Genomic DNA, 20544 nt, shown 5'->3' on the forward strand with positions numbered 1-20544 from the left:
CTTTCTAAAAAGTTGGATCAGCAGGTGTGTTGGTGTTGTTATCTCTTTCTTGGAAAGGATAAGGGAAAAAGTTTCTTTTCCGATCTGTTAAAGGCTGATTAAACCTTCTCATATCTTCAATTTTTAAACCAGAAGCATACAACTCAATCGAACGGTGCTTGTAAATAAGATCAAGCAGTTGCTGCTGAGTATACGGACCAGTTAATGCTGGAAGTGCCGCTGCAACCCCAAACAAATCTGAAGTTTTGGTAACCACTTTATTCAGTTCAATAAGAGAATTGGTTAAATCTGGCTGTCTTGCATAAACCTCTGCTTTAATTAAGGTGATTTCTCCTGGCAAATAAATTGGAAAAGGCGATGCGGTGGCCGCAGCAAAACCATTCATTCGCAAAGTTGCAGGGCTTCCTACTAATACCGTATAAAAAGGGATTCTTTTATCTGCAGCGTCTGGCACATTTGCGCCTGTAAGCCCCAAATTTGCATTTAATGGCTGAAAAACGTTGTTCGACGAGATAATAGTAAATAGAATATTTGGCGAAGTCGCATCAAATTTAAAGAATGATGTTTTCGTTAAATCTACTGCATTTGCCTCTGTTAATGCCAATGGATAATTTCCTCCAAATAAAGCATATCTAGCTTTTAAGGCATGAAGCGTGTTTACAATATTTACATCAGATGGTACATTACTTGCAAAACTTGCTGAAATTGGGTTAGCAGCAATTACTGAAAGTGCATTATCCAATACCGAAATTGCTTTGGTAAAACCGGCAGCCCTAGTGATAAAGCCTACATTTTTACCTGTTCCATCCGGAATTTTTTCCCAGTATTGAGACATATTGCCAATTGCTAGTGCTTTAAAAATGCTCGAATAAGCAATTAATCCAGAGGCGTAACCTTTATCACCCAAATTATTCGCGTTCGAAATTACCAAGTCTGCATCATAAACAATTTTGTTGGCGCTAGTCCATAAATTAAACAAAATGGTATTTGTTCCATCTACAGAACTTCCGCCGGTACTTAATTGTAGCTCCGGAATGTTACCTGCATTTAATAACGAAAGTTCGTTGGTTACAAAGCCATTTGCTGCAACCGAGTTAAACATAACGCCGGTTCTGCTTAAGGTGTAAACCCGCTGCAAACCAATTGCAACCGCTGTTAAACCTTGTTGTGTGGTTAATGCGACATCTGTTTTTGCTCTCGAGGGATCCTGATATTCTTTTGTACATGAAGATGAAAACAACATCCCAGATAGCGCAAGACAGGTTATATATTTTGAAGTATTATTTCTTAAACTTTTCATAAATTTTCCTTTAACGATTAAAATTTAACTTGTAAACCTAAACTAAAGGTTCTTGGAATTGGAACTGAACCGAAATCGATGTTTCTTAAAATGGTAGATTGTCCGCCAGAATTCAACTCAGGATCATATCCTTTGTAGTTATCCCAAGAAACTAGGTTTCTTCCACTTAAAGTAACTGTCAAATCTCTTAAATACTTAACTTTTCCGATGTTGTAACTCAAAGAAACCTCTCTAAGCTTAACAAAAGAACCATCATCAATTCTCCATTCTTCAGTAGCATAAACGCCAGCAACATATCCTCTTGGCAACTGACCAAGATCTTCTGCTTCGGCTACTTTACCATTACCAACACCTTGGCGAGTTCTCCAATCTGCATTCCAAACATCTCCGCCCTGAACGGCATCTAGCTGAATATGAAGGTTAAATTTTTTATAAGTAAAATCATTCACGAAAGATGCGGTGTAATCTGGATTTGGATTTCCCAAAACTTTACGAAGTGTAGTTCCTGTTGGCAAACCGGTAACAGGATCGCGTTGAGGGGTGTAAGTGGTTGCCGAAGTTTGCGTTCCCTTTTCTAATTGAGGAATGCCCACAGCATTGGTTAACAAACTTCCATCAGGATTGCGAGCGAAGAATGTTCCGTAGAAAACACCAATTGCTTGTCCATCTATAATGGCTACAGGAGCACCAGGATTGGTACTAAAAAGCCTTAATCCACCAACATTAAGAGCCTCATTTCTATTTCTGTTAAATACTATAGTTGTATTCCAGCTAAAATCTTTTGCTTTTAATGGTGTTCCACCCAATACAACTTCAATACCCTTATTTCTTAACGACCCGATATTATCCAAGAAGCTTGAGAAACCAGATGATGGCGCTGTAACACTTGCAATTAACAAATCGCTAACTTTTTTATTGTACCAGTTAAATTGAAGTGATAATCTATTTTTAAAGAACGACATATCCGTTCCTAATTCCAGCTCGCGTTGGCGTTCTGGTTTAACATTTTCATTTGCCAAAGTTGCACTAGAGAATAGCGAAGCTCTTCCCAAAAACGATTGGGTTGAATAAGCGTTAATTCTATCGTAAGCACCAATCCCAGTTAAGTTACCAGATTCACCGTAAGCTGCTCTAATTTTGAAAGTATCCCACCAAGATGAAACGCCAAAATCTTTCCAGTAATCAGCAGATGATAGCACATAACTTGCATTGCCCTTAAAGTAGGTTTGGGTTCTGTTATCAGCTCCAAACACGGTCGATTGATCTACCCTTACCGCTCCTGTTAAAAAGAAATGATCTTTGTATTTAAAAGTCTGCTGTAAATAACCACCGGTAACAGAAAGTTGGGTTCTTCCATCAACACTTGGCAATTGCGTAGCTGCCGCATTAACAGTTTGAATCAATGGCGCAAGTCCGCGACCATTAACCAATTGATATCTTGTTTGTTCATATTGGAAAGAATATCCCAATTGCGTGGTTGAAGAAATTAAATCAGAAATTTTTGCCTGATAAGTTGCGTTAATTTCATTATTAAATTGGAAAGCATTATTGGTTGCCGCACTTGCATAACCATTTAATGTTCCATCTAATGCAGCACCGCCGCCATAAAAATCAGGGTTAACATTGTACGCAAACGGCGGAATGTAAGTTGAGCCATTTGATCCAGAATTATCAGCACCGATTAAGAAATTTAAAGTCAGGTTTTTTACCGGGTACAGTTTTAAATTTGCACTGGCAATAATTCTGTTCGTTTCTTGGCGTTGCTTAATATCTTCAATTACGGAAACCGGATTAACCCTTCCGCGTTCGCCAACAGCTAGCAAATTGCCATTTACGTCTCTTGCAAAAATATCATGAAAATTACCAATAATCGTAACTGCATTCATTGGAGAGAAGAATGAGTTTCCATCAGGTTTCTCATCAGCAGCACTTCTAATGTAATTCATTCCTACACTTAACGAAGCCCAATCAGTAATTTTTTGATCCACGTTGGCTCTTAAGTTGTAACGGCTAAAATCGGTGTTTTTAATGACCCCCTGGTTGGTAAAATAACTTGCCGAAGTATAAAACTTTGTATTGTCCGTTCCGCCACTTACAGAAACTGTGTTATCTGTTCCGTAGCCGGTTTGGAAAATATAATCTTGATAATTATATCGGGTTACTGGAGTTGTATTGGTTAAAGTTGGCGTTAAAATATCCTGAGTTTGTGTATTCACCGAACCTCCAAATTTAATCGGAGCCTGATTTACTTCGATTTGCTTACGCAACTCGCTCATGGTTAAACTGGTACTAAAGCTTACTTGAGCTTTACCACTTACCCCTCTTTTGGTAAAAATCTGAATTACTCCCGAGTTTGCTCTTGAACCGTAAATAGCTGCAGCAGCTGCACCATTTAAAACTTCAATCCGATCAATATCAGCGGGATTAATATCGACCATTCTATTCTGTCCGATACTTCCAACAAAGTTACCGCCATCATAATTTGCAGAAGTATTGGTGACCCGAGTAGTCGAGTTATTTACAATTACTCCATCTATAATGTACAGCGGTTCTGATGATGAATTTACCGAACTAATGCCCCTTAACCTTACCGACATTCCACCGGCAGGATCTCCAGAATTTTGACTAATCTGAGCACCAGCAGTTTTGCCCTGTAAAGATGAAAGTACGTTTCCACTTGGCGCTTTATTTAAATCATCACCTTTAACAGTACTTACATAACTTCCCAATTCTTTTCGGGTTGTACCTGCAGATGTACCAGTTACAATTACTTCATCTAAGCCTACCGCATCGCCAGCCAAAGCTGCGCTCAGTTGAACGGAAGTATCATCGCCCAATGTTATAGATTGTACATTGGCTTTATAACCCACAAAAGAAAATTGAAGCTGATATTTTCCCGGTGCCAAATCTACAGCAAACGAGTAGGTTCCAGTACTGCTTGTGCTTGTAGCCAAGGTTGAATTTAATATTTTAACAACTACGCCTGGGATGGGGTCGTTATTAGAAGCATCGGTTACTTTTCCACTAATGGTATAACGCTTGCTTTGAGCCTGCGCCATTTCTGTAAACAAGAGCAACAGCAATGGCATCATCAAAATAGCTAAAAATTTTGATGACCATTTTAGGTAACATTTTTCCATAAAATTTGGTTTTGTTAGTATTGATTAGGATTTAAACAAAATTAGCAAAATCTGCAACAAAGTAAATTTTTTATTCGGGCAGACTGATCTTTCCCATGCAAACGGAAGGTACACCTTGTCTATTACCAAAGTTTATTGGGCTTCCACATAAGGTTTCGTTCGCAAGAACTGCAAATAGCACTGCTTCTTTTGCATCCGGATTAATATTTAAATCATCTGTTGTTGCAAAGGTAGAATGAGGCAAAGCATCATTTAAAAGTTTAACCAGCAAAGGATTATGCATACCGCCACCACTCATAAAAACCTGTGCTTTGGCATCATTTCCGAAACATTTTTTTATCGCAGCGCTGATGGTTTCAGCTGAAAAGTGGCACAGTGTAGCCATTATATCTTCAGGTTTTAAATTTTCTGTTGATGAAGCTTTTTGCGCTTCGATTAGATAATCGAGATTAAATAATTCTGGCCCAGTTGTTTTAGGAAAATCGAATCCGAAGAAATCACAATCCAGCAAAGCTGATAAAAGATTCTGATTAAAAGTTCCTGTTAGCGCAACAGTTGCATTTTTATCGTAAAATTGATTATAATACTTTTGCATGTATTGATCCATCAAAGTATTCCCCGGACCAACATCGGTAGAAAAAATCTCACTTGCATTTAAGTTTCCTGGCAAATAGGTAAAGTTGGCTATTCCTCCAATATTTAACATCACTCTGTCCTCATCCGCTTTAGAGAACATTAAATAATCTCCATAAACTGCAAGTGGAGCACCTTCGCCACCAGCAGCTAAATGCTTTTGTCTAAAATCTGATAAGGTGATGATTCCCGTTTTTACCGCAATATGGTCCCCATCGCCTATCTGCAGTGTTCCATTAGGATAATCCTCCATTTTATGCAATGATTTTGGCGCATGGAAAATTGTTTGTCCGTGGCTGGCGATAAAATCTACATCTTCATTTTTATAACCCCATTCTTTTAGGGCTTGATTTATTAATTCGGCATGAGTATTGGCAATGTGCTCATTCATTAAGCAAACCAATTGCAAATCGACTTGCTTTTTAGAAAAAACTGCTTTTATCTTCGCTCGGAAATCATCAGTAAAATCTCCCGTTTTAAATTCTAAAACTTCAATATTAGTTTCGGCGCCATTGCCACGAACTCGGCAAAGTGCAATATCCAATCCATCCATCGAAGTGCCACTCATTAAACCGATAATCAATCGCTCATCCTTACTGGCTTTGCTGTATAGTTTTTGTATTTGGCTGTTCATGAGGTTATTTTTTTCAAAACGATCAAACGTTTGTTCTTTACTTTAAGGTGTATTTACAGAAATAGTTGGAATAAAAGTAGATAACCTTTGTTAGAAAGTGAGCATAACTCTCTATATTTACTGCTCCGTACATTAAAATCCATACAAAAAAAAATGGCTAGATTAAATCTACTGGAGGAGACACGCTTCGAAAAACTCCCTGTTAGCGTGTTCGAAAATCCAAAAATTGCTTCTGTTAATGTAGCACATCGCATTGCGAATCTCATTAAAACAAAACAAGCAAACAACGCACCTGCAGTACTGGGCTTAGCAACAGGTGTTACCCCAATTGCAGTTTACGCCGAATTGGTGAGACTGCATAAAGAAGAGGGTTTAAGTTTCAACAACGTAATAACTTTCAATTTGGATGAGTATTATCCAATGCAGCCAACCGCCGCACAGAGTTACGTTACTTTTATGAACGAAAATCTTTTCGATCATATCGACATTAAAAAAGAAAACATCCACATTCCGGATGGGACACTTCCATTAGAAGAGATCCCAGCGTTCTGCTTGGATTACGAAAAGAAAATCGGAGATCTTGGTGGTTTGGATATTCAGATTCTGGGAATTGGCCGTACCGGTCACATTGGTTTTAACGAGCCAGGTTCTGCACCAAATTCTGGAACTCGCTTGGTTACTTTAGATGATTTAACCCGTCGTGATGCAGCTAGAGATTTCGGTGGAAAAACTTTCGTTCCAACCAAAGCCATTACCATGGGAATTGGCACTATTTTTAAAGCGAGAGAAATAATCCTGATGGCTTGGAGCCGTAAAAAAGCTTCAATTATCAAAAAGGCTGTTGAGGGAGAAATTTCTGGAGATGTTCCTGCAACTTACCTGCAATTATCTGAGCATGTTGAGTTTATTTTAGATACGCCTGCTGCTTCAGATCTAACTCGTTTTGATACACCTTGGTTGGTAAAAGATTGTGTTTGGACAGATAGCTTGATTCGTAAAGCAGTAATTTGGTTGGCGAATACATTGAAAAAACCGATTTTAAAGCTTACCGAAGATGATTACAACAATAATGGTATGGCGCAACTGGCAACTGAAAAAGGCCCTGTTTACAACATTAATATTCACATCTTTAACAAATTACAACACACCATTACAGGCTGGCCAGGCGGAAAACCCAATGCAGACGATTCGCAGAGACCTGAACGTGCAGAGCCAGCAAAAAAACGTGTAATTATTTTTTCCCCACATCCAGATGATGATGTAATCTCTATGGGTGGAACATTTATCCGTTTGGTAGATCAGAAACATGATGTTCATGTGGCTTATCAAACCTCTGGAAATACGGCCGTTTGGGATGATGATGCCCTACGTTTTGTTGAATTCAATGTAGATTTTACAGAGAAAATGGGTATGGATAATTCGCATTTGAAGGATCTTTATAACAAGATGAGAACCTTCATCGAGCAGAAAAAACCAAACCAGATTGATACTCCAGAGATACAAACGGTTAAAGGGTTGATTAGAAAAGGTGAAGCCATTGCAGGAGCACGTTATTGCGGACTGGAAGATGATCACATTCATTTTCAAGCACTTCCATTTTACGAGAGTGGAAAGAATCAAAAAAATCCAGTTACCGACAAGGATATAGAGCTTACTATTGATCTTTTACAGAAAGTTAAACCACAGCAGGTTTTCGCTGCTGGAGATTTTGAAGATCCACATGGAACGCATATTGTTTGTTTCAACATTATTCTTGCTGCGCTAACACGCCTTCGTAAAACGGAAAGTTGGGCTCAGGATTGCTGGTTATGGATGTATCGTGGTGCTTGGCATGAGTTTGAAACACACGAAATTGAAATGGCCGTGCCGATTAGCCCTAAGGAATTGGAACGTAAGAAATATGCAATCTTTAAACATCAGAGTCAGAAAGATAGAGCCGTTTTCCCTGGGGATGACTCTAGAGAATTTTGGCAACGTGCTGAAGATCGTAATCGTGAAACCGCAAAAGCTTACGATGAATTAGGCTTAGCAGAATACGAAGCGATGGAAGCCTTTGTGCGCTGGAAATTTTAAATAAAGAGTTTTTTAAAATAGACATTGTACCTCGTAGATTTTTAAAACCTACGAGGTTTTTTATTTAATGATTTTGCTATATAAATTGCAATCTTTAAGACTAAATTTCCACAGCTAAAAGCCTTTGTGTTCCTCGTGTCTTTGTGGTAAAACAGTTTGAGTATACCCAAAAAAGCCCCGACTGCATAACAATCGAGGCTTCAGAAATTATAATAGACGAAACTTAGTTTACTGCAATATCTTTCGCAGGTATATTCGTTTCGGGGTTTTTAGGAAGTGTAACTTTCAAAATTCCATCCGCATATTTAGCTGATATATTTTCGCTAAGTACTTTTCCATTTAAAGCAAAAGCCCTTTCAAAAGCGCCGTTGCTGTATTCTCTTCTGCTAAATTTCTCTGCAGATTCTGCATCCTCTTTTGGCGTGTAAGAAATCGTTAAAACATCATCTTTGGTTACCACTTTCAAATCTTCTTTTACCAAAGCTGGTGCAAAAAGATGAATGATGTAACTTTCATCCGTTTCTTCAATATTTGCAGGCACGCGTCTGAAACCTTTTCCAAACATTTCCTGTGCATGTTGTGCAAATCTTCCACCGTGGTGATGACCACCAAATCTTCCGCCCCAACCTCTATTCATTTTGCCTGTATGGAATCTATTTTCGTTGTACATTTTGTTAATTTATTTGTTTTTAATCTGTTAATTCATCGGCCTAAGCCAATCTTTTAATTGGAAACACCATAATCTGTTTTTGGGATCCCCAATAATTGTGCAATGATATTTGCATATGGATAAGCTGGAGAGAAAACGGCGTAATCGAATTTCAATCCTCTTATTTGCACTACGATATCATCAATAAACTTCATCGGTTCTAATAGCGCCGTAATCAACCCCGATTTAGGTTTTTCGTCATCCTCCGTTGTATTGAAAACATCCAAATCTTTACTGTATGCCTTAAAGTCGGCACCAATATTTTCAATAGGTTGCTTAAATTCATCAGAGCTGAAAAACGTTACCTGCTCGCCACGAGTAATCAATTCACTCGCCAAACTAAGATTTGGGTTAACATCACTTTGTGATGGAACGCTTAAAAATAGAACTTGAGACATCAGCTTATTTATTTAATGTTATGCTATCAATCGGTGTTATCGAAGTATCAATCACTTTTCTATTGTGGTGACTGTAACCTTGGCTTCTATAATGTTCCTGATTGCAATCGTACTCGTGGTAATGTCTGTTTTTGAAATCCAATCTATCGCGGTAACCGTTTTTTACTGCGAATGCGTTTAAGCTATAGAATGTTGCTCCTGCAACAAAAAAGGCTAATAATATTCTAAATGCTTTCATGGCGATTAATAATTTATGTTAACGTTGTGAACCGGACCATCTCCCTGAACCGTTGGTTTGTACCATTGATTATCAATCGGTACTATTGGCGAAAAGTTGTTGCCAAAACCCTCAAATCTGTTCGCAAAATGGCGACGTCCTCCGCCTCTAAAAATCATCTTGAATACAAAACCGATGATCATTACGGCGAAGATAAATTTGAATATAAATGGTATGAAGAAAGCGACTGCACCAAGTACAATCCCGAATCCTATTGATTTTAATATCTGTTTCATTTTTAATTTCTTGTTATTTAATAGAGTAGACGGCGGAAGTTTATTTTTACTTTAAACTTTTTGAAAAATGTTTTTAACCAGCTTAAAAACCTAAGAATATGCGTTATTGGGGCGAATTGGCTAAGCATTTCGTCATGCTGAATTTATTTCAGCATCTTTCATGCTAAACCGCCTTGCTATATAAAAACTCTGAAAGAAGTTCAGCGAGATGACCGTTCCACGTCAAATAATACAAACTAAATCCAATCATTAATTAAACTCAAGTTTATATGAACTTAAATTCCTTATATGGTAAAAAATAAACCATAATAGACATATAAGAAAATATAAGCTCGATGTTCAAACAATAAAAGTTATAAAAAAAGCCAGCTGAAAAGCTGGCTTAAAATTATTCCTTATTCCGATGGCCCCAACCGCCACACCTCCGTTTATACTCCTCCTTAAACTTTGCTCGTTGCTCCTCATTCATACTATGCCACTTCGAGCGCATACCCATCGCCTTTTCACGGAAACGATTATTACCGCCACCACCTTTATTAAAATTGCCAAAAAGCAATCGGCATAAAACCAAAAGCCCAAGTGCCTGCCAGAAATTTAATCTCCCACAGTGCGTAACTTCAGGTAAAATCCAATTCCATAAATACATTACAACAAAGCCCAAAGCTGTAGCAATTAGCGCTACAACCGGGATAAAGAAAATGAATTTTTTGCCTTTACTAAACTTTCTGTTCATCATTTTCAGCTCAATTAATAGTTAATAAATTCTTGATATAAATTTTGTAAACGATTCCGCAAATGTTTCACTGCGTAACCCTTTCTTGATATTAAAGTTTTAATGTTTTCGCCCGTTTCATCGGCAATTTCTTGGAAAGTTCTGTCTTCCAATTCATTCTGAACGAAAATATATCGCTGATTTTCGGGCAATTCTTCCAAGGCTAAAAATAGCTGGTCCCAAAAAAGCTTCTTTAAACTTTCTTCCTCAGGCGAAAAAGATTCTGCCAATAAAATCTCTCTGAAATTGATTTCACCATCTTCATCCTCGTAGCTTAAATCCTCAATAAGCACATCCTTTTGCTTGCGATATTTGTCCGTAATCTTATTCCGAGCTACCCGATACAGCCATCCGCTAATCTGTTCGATGGTTCCAGCCTCAGGCTGATTGCTCAATTGGTACCACACATCCTGCAAAATATCTTCCGCGTCCTCATCCGTATTCACCCGCCCGCGGATGAAACTGAATAAGCGTTTACCATAATTGGCAACCGTAGAAATTATATTTTGGTGTTCGTTTGTCGGCAAAATTTTCGTTTAATAAAGCTGTAAACGGATGAAGCTCAATATTACTTTAAATTTTCTGAAGTTTTTTTATGCCTTGCGAAGTTTGGGTGGAATATGTTGAGGGAAAACTTGGTTAATTTCTTAATTTTTTGAAAATGAAAGGCACGAATTTTTGGCGGAATTTAGCCCTGCTTTTCATTCCAATCTTTTTTAAACTTCTGTCATGCTCCTTTTATCGTCATTGCGAGGAGGAACGACGTGGCAATCTTTTTCGTTACCGACAACAAAAAGTATTTCCACTGCAATCAGGTTTAAATAACAAAAAACAGTATAAGAAACTTGGGTTGCAAATTGCATACTTGGCGCCCAACATTCCCCTCTTGAGGGGTGCCTGCAAGGCGAGGTGGTTTTTTTTCGCATCAGACTTTCGAGGTTACAGCCTCGACTAGCCCTAAAACTTCTAAAGTTAATATTACTTCAAAGTCCCCGTTGGGTTGGTTCCCTTATCTACAACTAGGTTACTATTACCACTTAAATCAGAAACGTAAATCTTATTTTGAATGTAAGGTTTTTCGGAACCGCTATAAAAAATGCGATCATCGGCAGTTACAAAAACATAAGGAACATTCATGCCTTTTGGCGAAATTCTATCTACTTTCTTGCTGGCTAAATCTAAAATATACACTGCTTCACTCGGACCAGTCAATCCATCTAAAACATCTGTATTACCAGCATTAAAAATTAATTTCTGACCATCTTTAGTATAAAAGAAACGATTACTGTTTGCAATGGTAAACTCTTTACCAATTAAGCTAGCAATAGATTTTGCATCAATTAATTTTCCCGAAATATCAAAAGTATAAATGTTTGTCAAATCCTGCCCGATGAGTTCTTTTTCATTTTTCCAAGTTGGTGCATAAACATTAATTTTCGATGCGCTATCCAACATCTCATAGCCCGTATTATCGGTTTTGATAACACCAATCTTCCACAGGTTTTTACCGTTGAAAATATTAAATGCAATTGCATTTCCGCTTGGCGACCAAACCGCTTGGTAATAATTTCCGTTATTTACTTGTAATTGCAACTGACTTTTATTCTCCATATCAGCAACCCAAATGGTTCTATGTCCGGCAGTATCATTTACAGTGTAAGCCAATTTATTACCATCGGGCGAAATGGCTGGGTCGGTTGCGCCACCAAACGAAATCTGTTTCATGGTGTCGATACTTGTTGCCACAATTTTGCTTCCATCCTGATAGGCCAGAGCAAAGTTTTTATTGCTTAAAGAAACGGTATCTAAAACGGCTTTGGGGCTTTCTTCGTCAGATTTATTGTTGCTACAAGAAATAATAAGCGCTAAGCAAGGAATTAGAATAGAAATGATTTTACTGCTGATTTTAGTCATGTACAATTTTACAAATTGTTTTTGTTTTGTACCATTCTAAACATCAGGAAATGGCTATATTTTACTTAATAGAAACTTTGCCAAGGTGTTTTGCATAAAAGCCTTAGCAAGAAGCTAAGACTGACAATAATTTTAAAGACAAATATAAACACCCCGTCCTGCGGACACCCCTCTGGAAGAGGGGAATTGCAAAATGCAGAATTAACATGTCGCTATCAAGACTTAACTCTTTTTCTTATCGGCATAGCCAAACACTTTCTGCAATAAGGTAGAACTGCGAGAACTGAAATTTCCTCTAATTTTAAGTTCCTCTTTTGCTACCTCCAAGAACAAACCATCAATAGCTTTTTGCGTAACGTATTCCGTTAAGTTGGTATTTACAGGCTTAACTAAAGGCAAGCGATTGTACTGCGAAGTTAAATCACTATAGTATTTTGTTGCATTAACTTTATTTAAGCTCGTGGTTACAATCGGACTAAATTTCTGCATCAATTGCGAAGTTGTTACTCTTTTAAAATAGGCTGTTGCCGCATCGTTATTGCCTAAAAGGATGTTTGTGGCATCGGTTAAAGTCATTTGTTTAATTGCCGAAATAAAAATTGGCTTAGCTTCAGTGGCTGCATCTTCAGCAGCACGATTTAAGCTTACGATAACGTTATCACATAGTTTATTCAAGCCGATGCTTCGTAGTGTTTTCTCTACTTTTTGTGCTTCGGGTGGCATTAAAATCTTTACTGCTAAATTGCCTAAAAAGCCATCCTTAACAGATAATCTATCTGCACCAGCAGAAACTCCAATTTGTAAGGCTTCTTTAATGCCTTGTCCAATTTCTAAAGTAGATGGCGTACCTGTTGCGCTTGTTGTAGTTGCGCCTTGTTTTTCGGTGATTTTTTTAAAAATGTTGCTCAATTTTATTTGAGCTTGAACATTTAGGGTTGTAAATAATATTAATGCTAGGGATGCAGATAAAATATTAATTTTCTTCATTCATTATGAGTTTATCTTTTATGCTTAGCAAATCCTTTGCCATTAGTTTGGCCGATTTTACTAAACTTAAAAATTCTGATCGATAACCTTCTTTATCTTTGCCTTTTGCGTTTTCGGCCAAGGTGATTACCTGCTCAAAGGTAGCATTTTGTTTAAAAGAAGACTTCCTCAAAATCATCCCAAATTCTGCAACGGCAGCAGCAAACCTAAAGTTATCGCTAGTGGCGTTAAAACCTAGAGTATTATCATTAATTCCCTTAACCAATAATTTGCTTTTATTGCCAGATGGCTCTTTATAGCGAAGTTTAACTGTTAATATTTCCTCAGAATCTGCAGATTTTACTTTGCTAGTTTTTTGATATTTTAAATCATCAACCGAGCCTGATAAATCGTCTTTTATGCCAATGGGAATAATTTCATAAAGTGCAGTAACTGTATGACCCGATCCAATTTCACCGGCATCTTTTTTATCATCGTTAAAATCTTCCTTATTTAATAAACGATTTTCATATCCAATTAAACGGTACGATTGCACTTTAGCGGGGTTAAACTCTATTTGCAATTTAACATCCTTTGCAACTGTAAATAGAGTCCCTCCAAATTCGTTAACCAAAACTTTTCTGGCTTCTGTTAGATTATCGATATAAGCATAATTTCCATTTCCTTTGTCGGCAAGAATCTCCATTTTACTGTCTTTGTAATTGCCCATTCCATAACCCAGAACGGTTAAAAAAACACCACTTTTCCTTTTCTCCTCAATTAACTTCTGCATCTCCAAATCGCTATTAGCGCCTACATTAAAATCTCCATCTGTTGCTAAAATAACTCGATTATTACCGCCCTTAACAAAGTTCTCGCCAGCAATTTTATAAGCAAGTTCAATCCCTTCGCCACCTGCTGTAGATCCACCTGCGCTTAATTTGTCAAGCGCATCTTTAATTTTGGTTTTTTCATCACCATTGGTTGCGGGCAGAACAACGCCAGAGTTGCCCGCATAAACTACAATCGCAACTTTATCTTTTGCTCTTAATTGATCTGTTAAAAGCTTAAAAGAAGAAACGAGCAAAGGCAACTTATTTGGATTATTCATTGATCCCGAAACATCTATAAGAAAAACTAAGTTGGAGGCCGGCAAATTATCTGTTGGAATTGTTTTTGCCTGCAATCCAATTTGAACAAGTTTATGTTGATTGTTCCAAGGAGCCGGAGCAATTTCTGTAATAATGTTTACCGGGTCGTTACCTTTTGGCTGCTCGTAGTCGTAATCGAAATAATTAATCATTTCCTCAATTCTAACGGCATCAACGGGCGGAAGATTACCACCGTTTATAAACCTTCTTACATTGGTGTACGAGGCAGCATCAACATCTATAGAAAATGTTGAAAGTGGATCGTTTTTGGCTTCATGAAAAGTATTTTCATTAATTGCAGAATAACTTTCATCATTTCGAGTAACAAGGCTTTTGGATCTTTTAGCTCTACCTATAGATAAACCAGGTAAACTCCCTTGCAATGCCGATGAAACTGAAGAAGAGGATACAGAACCCGTCATATCAACCTTTCTTTGTGACCCATACCCTGCCACTATAACTTCAGAAAGCGATTTGGAATCTGGAATTAGATTGATAGAAATTTTATTGCCTTTTCCAATTTTAACAAACTGGTTGACATAGCCAATATAAGAAACCCGAAGTTCGGTATCTTTATTCGTTACAGTAATGCTAAATTCGCCTTTAATATTAGTGGCAACAACTTGTTTGCTATTATTGGTTGCTACTGCAGCCCCAGGCAGAACAGTTGCACCATCTGTAACAATTCCTGTAATTATTCGTGTTGTGGCTGGTTTGAAACTTACTAAAAAAACCAATGCAATTAAGGATAAAAATAACTTTTTCATAATCTTTAATTTTTAAGGATGATGTAGTTAGTCAAGCTTTTCCATATCGATACTCAAAAATATTTTTTATACTTGGGGGATAATTCGAAATAGCTACCCAATTTTTTGAAGTTTATAAAAAATACAGCTGGAAATAACCAGAAAGAAGATGCAGACCTAATTGCCGAGTATAAAAATACTGGCGATTTAGACTCGTTGGGTACGCTGTACAATAAATACATGCATTTGGTTTTTGGGGTTTGCTTAAATTATTTTAAAGATGAGGAGCTGAGCAAAGATGCCGTAATGCAAATTTTCGAGGAGCTGGTAACCAAACTCAAAATACACGAAGTACAAAATTTTAAGAGCTGGTTGCACGTATTAACGCGAAACCATTGTTTAATGGCTTTAAGGAAATCTGCGAAACAAAATAACGTTTCATTAGATGATACTTTTGTGGAAAACAGTGAGTTTGTGCATCTAGATATCGACAACACAAAAGAAACGCAGCTTACCATAATGGAAAAGTGCATGGAAACTTTGCCCGAAGAACAGCGAAAAAGTGTAGATTTATTTTATTTACAAGAGAAATGCTATAAAGAAGTGGCCGATTTAACAGGCTACGACATGCTTAAAGTAAAAAGCTACATCCAAAATGGTAAGCGGAATTTGAAGATTTGTATAGAGAAAAACAATAGTGAATAAGGATTGGTTAGATATTGATGTGCTGGAAGATTACCTAGATGGTAAACTTGATGCCAAAGGTATGCACTTTGTAGAGCGTCAGGCTTTAGATGATCCTTTTGTTGCCGAAGCATTGGAAGGTTTACGCCAATCGCCTAAACGCAAGGAGAATATTTCTATTCTTCAAAAACAATTGCATCAGCGAATTGCAAGTCAGCCCATTAAGCGCAAAATGTGGGGCATTACTACCCAGCGTTTAAGTATTGCAGCTACCGCTACTGTTGCTTTTATTGCCGTAAGCATTTTGTTTTTTATGCGAGAAACCAATCGCAAAAATGCAGAAATCGCTCAGCGTAGAGCAAAAGGTGTAATTGTAAATTTGGATACCAATACGTCAATTGCTTCAAATAAACCTAAGCAAGAAGATACGCAGTTAAATGCAAATGAAAGTATTAAGTCTGCCTTAATCAATAAGGCCGTTGTTGATGCAAAAACAGGCGATTTTGCAAAAAACTCCAAATCTATTCCTCCACCTAGTAATGCAGAATTTAAAGGAAGCGCCTACGCATACAATAGATCATCAGAACCAGAAATAGCTAAAAATCAGGTAGCACCTGTAGTTATGCAGAAGACAGAAGCTTCGAGTACTCTGCGACAAGAAATTGAAGTGCCTGGAGCAATAGCTGCATTAGCTACCCCCACAACAGACAACAAAATTATTAGCGGAAGGGTTGTTTCGGAGATTGATGGACAGCCGTTGCCGGGAGCCAGTATTAAAGTTGCAGGCTTAAATAAAGGAGTTACTTCGGATAAGGATGGATTTTTCAGTCTTGCAATTGACAGCACAAAAGCAAAAAATCTTTCCGTTAATTATCTCGGTTACGAAAATACCATCGCCTCTATTGATCATCAAAAGAATCTTAAAATTGCGCTTAAAGAGGATCAAAATTCCTTAAATGAAGTTGTGGTTACCAATTATGGAAAAGCTAAAAATGCTGCGGCAGCTTCAGCTCCAACCAATGCATCGAATAAAATTGTTTATAGCGGCAATGTTGTGGCTCAAAATGGTGCTCCGGTAAAGGGTGCAATTGTTAAGGTAGCCGGAAGTAAAACCACAACCACAACAGATTCCAAAGGCGCATTTTCTTTGCCGGTTGATAGTAGTTTTAAAAATAAGGATATTCTGGTTAAAGCAGATGGTTACAATGATGTAGCACTTTCTGCAGCCTCAGATCCAAACAGGATTAGAATGGCTTTAACTGGCGATAAATCGATCAATGAGATTGTGGCAGTTATGGGATCTAACGGCCAGAAAAAGGAAAATATCCCTGCGCCTAAAATTGCACTTCGGGCGGTTGAAAATCTCAACGGAAAATCTGCTATCGAAGCTACTAAACCTATTCCTGTTTCTACAATTAACTACGAGCAATATTTAGAAAACAATAATAAATTGTTTAATCCGAAAGGACCAGCGCAGTACGTTAAAATTAGTTTTAGAGTTAAAAAGAACGGACGGCCAACTGAATTTAAAATTGTTAAAAGCCAAAGCAAACAGGCTGATGCTGAAGCAAAAAGATTAATCGAAACTGGCCCAGATTGGGTTTTGCCGAAAAAAGGTACTGATAAGGTTGAGATGAACGTTAAGTTTTAGTTCCTCCATTTAATCAAATCCATTCATAAATTTTTTCATCACTTATAAAATGCTTATCCATTATAAGTTGGTTAAAGCGAAAATTTCCATAAACTAACTGAGATGTCTTTTCAGGCAAATTAGCCACAGTGATTACTTAAATTCCATGTACAAACTACCATATTTTACAACAGATAATCAAGATGAAATTCTTGATTTTATGCATAAAAACACATTCGTAACTTTAGTTGGTTTTGATGGCGAATTTCCTGTTGCTACCCAAGTGCCAATTAAAACAATTGTTGAAGGCGAAACCATAAAACTTATTGGTCACATCATGACAAAAACCAACCATTGCAAAGCTTTTGAACAAAGGCCAAATGTGTTGGCTATTTTCACAGGTGCACATGCTTACATCAGTGCATCTATTTACGAACAACCCGCATCTGCCTCAACTTGGAATTATAAAACCGTTCAAGCAAAAGGGATAATTAGGTTATTATCCTCTGAAGAAACTTATCAGGTTATTAAAGATCTGACTAACAAATATGAAGACCCAGAAACTAGTCCTGCTGCGTTTAATAGAATGGATAAAGCATATATTCAGAAACATTTAAAAGCCATCACAGGATTTGAGATTTTAGTTACGCAAGTGGATCATGTATTTAAGATGAGCCAAAACCATTCAGCTAAAAACAAAAAAAGTATTGTTGAGCATTTGGAGAAAACGGGTGATGTTTTGTCGCAAGAAGTTGCAGAAGACATGAAGCGAAATTTATAGTTCTTTTATACCCTATGATTTAATTTAAAAAAACTTGCGAAGTCTTTCCCACACTTTTTGCCCTTACGATTTCGCGAGTTAAACCAATCGACTTACGAAGTTTTGATGGATTGATGTGTTGGGAAACTTCGTAAGTCTAAACAGTCGATTTTTCTATCAAAAAACAAACCTCGTAGGTTTTTAAAAACCTACGAGGTTTAAAAGTCCTCTGCAACTTCGTAGGTGCACTCGCTAGAAACCAAGCCAAGTTGCACCAAACCGAGTAAAATAAACCAGATAGAATGAATGCCATTTTTCTTGGCAGAAATGATAGCTCCATGGGAGTGCCTTTGGCACGGATGCGAATCTATTGTAAAGCCTTCTGCAACTGCTTTAACAAAAAAAAGACTAAAGCAATCTGCCTTAGTCTTCTGAGTATATTTAAAGGATTTTGTTTTTACTTGAAGTAATAAATGGCTGCATAAATAATCGCAGCTAATGTTGCTGAAACTGGAATAGTTAAAATCCACGCCCAGATTAAGTTGATGGTTACCCCCCAACGCACTGCCGATACACTTTTTACAACCCCCACCCCTACAATCGAACCAGTAATGGTATGCGTAGTAGAAACTGGGATTCCAAAATGCTCTGTAATTCCTAAGGTAATTGCACCAGCACCTTCTGCGGCTACACCTTCCAATGCGGTTACTTTAGTGATTTTTGAGCCCATTGTTTTTACAATTTTCCAGCCACCACTCATGGTACCTAAAGATATTGCCGAATAACAAGATACCGGAACCCACCAAGGCATTGCCTCGAAATTTGGAATAACTTTAGCCGCAATTAAGGCGGTTGCAATAATTCCCATTACTTTTTGAGCATCATTACCCCCGTGGAAGAAACTTAAAGCAGCAGATGATACCAACTGTAATCTTTTAAACCATTTTTCGGCCGTTGAAGGCTTGGCGTTTCGACAAATATTAATGATAATGAGGGTTAAAACAACCGAAATGACCAAACCAATTATTGGCGCAAGGACAATAAATGAGATGATTTTGATTACATAACCCATGTTTACGGCATCCAGCGGACTAGCGCCAGTAATTAAGGCATAAGTCATACCTGCGCCTGCAAAACCCCCAATTAGAGTGTGAGATGAACTAGAAGGAATTCCGTACCACCAGGTTAAAAGGTTCCAAATAATTGCCGCAATTAAACCAGCAAGAATTACCTCTAATGTAATATAGTGTTCTATAACTGTTTTGGCTACCGTGTTAGCCACTTTATGATCGGTAAAATAGAAGTAGGCAGCAAAATTGAAAAGTGCAGCCCACAAAACCGCCTGAAAAGGCGTAAGTACTTTTGTAGAAACAACCGTTGCAATCGAGTTAGCGGCATCGTGAAAGCCGTTAATGTAATCGAAAGCAATGGCCAGAATTACAACAACAACCAATAAGGTAGTTACCATGTTTGTTTTTTATTAAGCGTTTTTAACAAGGATAGTTTCAAGTACATTCGCCACATCTTCACATTTGTCTGTCGCTTTTTCTATCGTTTGTAAAACCTCTTTATGTTTAATTAATTCAATCGCATTTGTTTCATATTCAAATAAACGAGCAACTGCTAAAGTGAAAACGTAATCAGCCTGATTTTCTCCACTGTTAATGCGAATACAAGCATCAGCAATAACTCGGATATTTTTGAAACTGCGTAATTCTTTAATGGCTTTATCAATATCTGTACACATTTCTACCAAAAGCTCTGCAATTTTAACAATTGGCTCACTAATTGTATTCATGTTATACATCTGCATGCGGTTTGCCGTACCGTAAATATAATCGGCAACATCATCAACGGCAGTAGCCAATTGGTGAATGTCCTCTCTATCAAAAGGAGTAATGAAATTCCTACTCAACTCAAGAAAAATCGAATGGGTAATGTCATCTCCAACGTGCTCTAAGCGCTCAATTTCTTTAAAAATTGTTTTTCTGCTTTCTGCATCGCCAGTACTAACCATTTCTAAAAGTGTTTCAGAAATTTTTAGGGCATTGCTACCAGCTTGTTCAAACAGGGGATGAAACTTTTTATCTTGCGGGGTAAAGAACTTAAAAATATTGTTCATGTTAATTTTTAATATGTTGCAAAGCTACAAGCCCAATGTTAAGTTAATGTTAAGTTCTAAATTATATTAAGGCTTTATTTCGGCTTATCGTCATTTTAATCTCTTTTTAGATGATTGAAAATGAACGATTAAGATTTGGAAATTGGCATTCTGTGGCTTTTCGGAAATAGTAGTTCCACCAATAGCCCATAACCCTCCCCCATTCCCCCTCATAGCTTGAAATAACCCGAGCTTAATTTTCCTATATGTCTTATATGGTTCAAAACCTTTGCGCCTAAAGATCTAACCGCAAAGGGCACAAAGCTTTCGCAAAGAAGAATTAAGTAGGAATTACGACCACATGAACTATGAGCTTATATTTTTCTTATATGTCTAAATGGTTCAAAACCTTTCCCCCTA

Annotated in this window: 18 protein-coding genes; 4 read left to right on the plus strand and 14 right to left on the minus strand. The window is 37.5% G+C overall.

Annotated features, from left to right (window positions below):
• Positions 1-4: 4 nt before the first annotated feature.
• From H7U22_RS09810 to H7U22_RS09820, 3 genes are all read right to left on the minus strand, one after another.
• Complete coding sequence (locus H7U22_RS09810) at positions 5-1300, minus strand: RagB/SusD family nutrient uptake outer membrane protein (protein WP_187071180.1); 1296 nt, start codon at positions 1298-1300, stop codon at positions 5-7.
• Between the two features lie 17 nt (positions 1301-1317).
• Entirely contained in the window at positions 1318-4440 is a 3123-nt protein-coding gene (locus tag H7U22_RS09815) for a SusC/RagA family TonB-linked outer membrane protein (RefSeq protein WP_187071181.1), read from the minus strand.
• Between the two features lie 70 nt (positions 4441-4510).
• On the minus strand, positions 4511-5707 hold the full coding sequence (locus tag H7U22_RS09820; protein ID WP_187071182.1) for an anhydro-N-acetylmuramic acid kinase: 1197 nt from the start codon (positions 5705-5707) through the stop codon (positions 4511-4513).
• A 141-nt stretch (positions 5708-5848) separates the two neighbouring features.
• On the opposite strand from H7U22_RS09820, the gene nagB reads away from it, so the two are divergent.
• Positions 5849-7780: a glucosamine-6-phosphate deaminase gene (nagB, locus tag H7U22_RS09825; RefSeq protein WP_317172962.1), complete on the plus strand. Its 1932-nt coding sequence runs from the start codon at positions 5849-5851 to the stop codon at positions 7778-7780.
• 223 nt (positions 7781-8003) lie between these two features.
• Here nagB and H7U22_RS09830 read toward each other — a convergent pair whose 3' ends face one another.
• From H7U22_RS09830 to H7U22_RS09870, 9 genes are all read right to left on the minus strand, one after another.
• Positions 8004-8450 carry an Hsp20/alpha crystallin family protein gene (locus H7U22_RS09830; RefSeq protein ID WP_187071184.1) on the minus strand — a complete coding sequence of 149 codons (447 nt, stop codon included), beginning with the start codon at positions 8448-8450 and terminating at the stop codon, positions 8004-8006.
• 53 nt (positions 8451-8503) lie between these two features.
• Positions 8504-8887, minus strand: a complete 384-nt coding sequence (locus tag H7U22_RS09835; protein ID WP_187071185.1) for a glycosyltransferase — start codon at positions 8885-8887, stop codon at positions 8504-8506.
• A 4-nt stretch (positions 8888-8891) separates the two neighbouring features.
• Positions 8892-9125 carry a hypothetical protein gene (locus H7U22_RS09840; protein WP_187071186.1) on the minus strand — a complete coding sequence of 78 codons (234 nt, stop codon included), beginning with the start codon at positions 9123-9125 and terminating at the stop codon, positions 8892-8894.
• Positions 9126-9130: 5 nt separating this feature from the next.
• Complete coding sequence (locus H7U22_RS09845) at positions 9131-9400, minus strand: hypothetical protein (RefSeq protein ID WP_187071187.1); 270 nt, start codon at positions 9398-9400, stop codon at positions 9131-9133.
• A gap of 388 nt (positions 9401-9788) precedes the next feature.
• Positions 9789-10136, minus strand: a complete 348-nt coding sequence (locus H7U22_RS09850) for a hypothetical protein (RefSeq protein ID WP_187071188.1) — start codon at positions 10134-10136, stop codon at positions 9789-9791.
• Between the two features lie 11 nt (positions 10137-10147).
• Positions 10148-10699, minus strand: a complete 552-nt coding sequence (locus H7U22_RS09855; protein WP_187071189.1) for an RNA polymerase sigma factor — start codon at positions 10697-10699, stop codon at positions 10148-10150.
• Positions 10700-11150: 451 nt separating this feature from the next.
• Positions 11151-12086 carry a TolB family protein gene (locus tag H7U22_RS09860; RefSeq protein WP_187071190.1) on the minus strand — a complete coding sequence of 312 codons (936 nt, stop codon included), beginning with the start codon at positions 12084-12086 and terminating at the stop codon, positions 11151-11153.
• Between the two features lie 222 nt (positions 12087-12308).
• Positions 12309-13073 carry a DUF4197 domain-containing protein gene (locus H7U22_RS09865; RefSeq protein WP_187071191.1) on the minus strand — a complete coding sequence of 255 codons (765 nt, stop codon included), beginning with the start codon at positions 13071-13073 and terminating at the stop codon, positions 12309-12311.
• The gene (locus H7U22_RS09870) at positions 13060-14970 is read right to left on the minus strand and encodes a vWA domain-containing protein (protein ID WP_187071192.1); all 1911 of its coding nucleotides are present in this window, start codon (positions 14968-14970) and stop codon (positions 13060-13062) included. The genes H7U22_RS09865 and H7U22_RS09870 overlap by 14 nt, the downstream gene beginning before the upstream one ends.
• A gap of 105 nt (positions 14971-15075) precedes the next feature.
• Between H7U22_RS09870 and H7U22_RS09875 the strand changes: the two genes are divergently transcribed.
• The 3 genes from H7U22_RS09875 to H7U22_RS09885 all read left to right on the plus strand — a co-directional run bounded on the left by H7U22_RS09875 (position 15076) and on the right by H7U22_RS09885 (position 18044).
• The gene (locus tag H7U22_RS09875; RefSeq protein WP_187071193.1) at positions 15076-15654 is read left to right on the plus strand and encodes an RNA polymerase sigma factor; all 579 of its coding nucleotides are present in this window, start codon (positions 15076-15078) and stop codon (positions 15652-15654) included.
• Entirely contained in the window at positions 15647-17284 is a 1638-nt protein-coding gene (locus H7U22_RS23395) for a carboxypeptidase-like regulatory domain-containing protein (protein WP_187071194.1), read from the plus strand. The genes H7U22_RS09875 and H7U22_RS23395 overlap by 8 nt, the downstream gene beginning before the upstream one ends.
• A gap of 145 nt (positions 17285-17429) precedes the next feature.
• Entirely contained in the window at positions 17430-18044 is a 615-nt protein-coding gene (locus H7U22_RS09885) for an FMN-binding negative transcriptional regulator (RefSeq protein ID WP_187071195.1), read from the plus strand.
• Positions 18045-18480: 436 nt separating this feature from the next.
• Here H7U22_RS09885 and H7U22_RS09890 read toward each other — a convergent pair whose 3' ends face one another.
• Both H7U22_RS09890 and H7U22_RS09895 read right to left on the minus strand, forming a co-directional pair.
• Positions 18481-19491 carry an inorganic phosphate transporter gene (locus H7U22_RS09890; RefSeq protein WP_187071196.1) on the minus strand — a complete coding sequence of 337 codons (1011 nt, stop codon included), beginning with the start codon at positions 19489-19491 and terminating at the stop codon, positions 18481-18483.
• Positions 19492-19503: 12 nt separating this feature from the next.
• Positions 19504-20145, minus strand: coding sequence for a DUF47 domain-containing protein (locus tag H7U22_RS09895; RefSeq protein WP_187071197.1), 642 nt, complete (start codon positions 20143-20145; stop codon positions 19504-19506).
• Between the last annotated feature and the right edge of the window lie 399 nt (positions 20146-20544).

It is taken from the genome of Pedobacter fastidiosus (assembly GCF_014306625.1).
Taxonomy (GTDB): domain Bacteria; phylum Bacteroidota; class Bacteroidia; order Sphingobacteriales; family Sphingobacteriaceae; genus Pedobacter; species Pedobacter fastidiosus.

Excerpts from the sequence above, each read along its gene's own strand:
- H7U22_RS09845 (WP_187071187.1), bottom strand. The coding sequence starts at position 9,400 with ATGAAACAGATATTAAAATCAATAGGATTCGGGATTGTACTTGGTGCA.
- H7U22_RS09820 (WP_187071182.1), bottom strand. The coding sequence starts at position 5,707 with ATGAACAGCCAAATACAAAAACTATACAGCAAAGCCAGTAAGGATGAG.
- H7U22_RS09895 (WP_187071197.1), bottom strand. The coding sequence starts at position 20,145 with ATGAACAATATTTTTAAGTTCTTTACCCCGCAAGATAAAAAGTTTCAT.
- H7U22_RS09810 (WP_187071180.1), bottom strand. The coding sequence starts at position 1,300 with ATGAAAAGTTTAAGAAATAATACTTCAAAATATATAACCTGTCTTGCG.
- H7U22_RS09890 (WP_187071196.1), bottom strand. The coding sequence starts at position 19,491 with ATGGTAACTACCTTATTGGTTGTTGTTGTAATTCTGGCCATTGCTTTC.
- H7U22_RS09835 (WP_187071185.1), bottom strand. The coding sequence starts at position 8,887 with ATGTCTCAAGTTCTATTTTTAAGCGTTCCATCACAAAGTGATGTTAAC.
- H7U22_RS09840 (WP_187071186.1), bottom strand. The coding sequence starts at position 9,125 with ATGAAAGCATTTAGAATATTATTAGCCTTTTTTGTTGCAGGAGCAACA.
- H7U22_RS09830 (WP_187071184.1), bottom strand. The coding sequence starts at position 8,450 with ATGTACAACGAAAATAGATTCCATACAGGCAAAATGAATAGAGGTTGG.
- H7U22_RS09885 (WP_187071195.1), top strand. The coding sequence starts at position 17,430 with ATGTACAAACTACCATATTTTACAACAGATAATCAAGATGAAATTCTT.
- H7U22_RS09815 (WP_187071181.1), bottom strand. The coding sequence starts at position 4,440 with ATGGAAAAATGTTACCTAAAATGGTCATCAAAATTTTTAGCTATTTTG.
- H7U22_RS09865 (WP_187071191.1), bottom strand. The coding sequence starts at position 13,073 with ATGAAGAAAATTAATATTTTATCTGCATCCCTAGCATTAATATTATTT.
- H7U22_RS09860 (WP_187071190.1), bottom strand. The coding sequence starts at position 12,086 with ATGACTAAAATCAGCAGTAAAATCATTTCTATTCTAATTCCTTGCTTA.
- H7U22_RS09850 (WP_187071188.1), bottom strand. The coding sequence starts at position 10,136 with ATGATGAACAGAAAGTTTAGTAAAGGCAAAAAATTCATTTTCTTTATC.
- H7U22_RS09870 (WP_187071192.1), bottom strand. The coding sequence starts at position 14,970 with ATGAAAAAGTTATTTTTATCCTTAATTGCATTGGTTTTTTTAGTAAGT.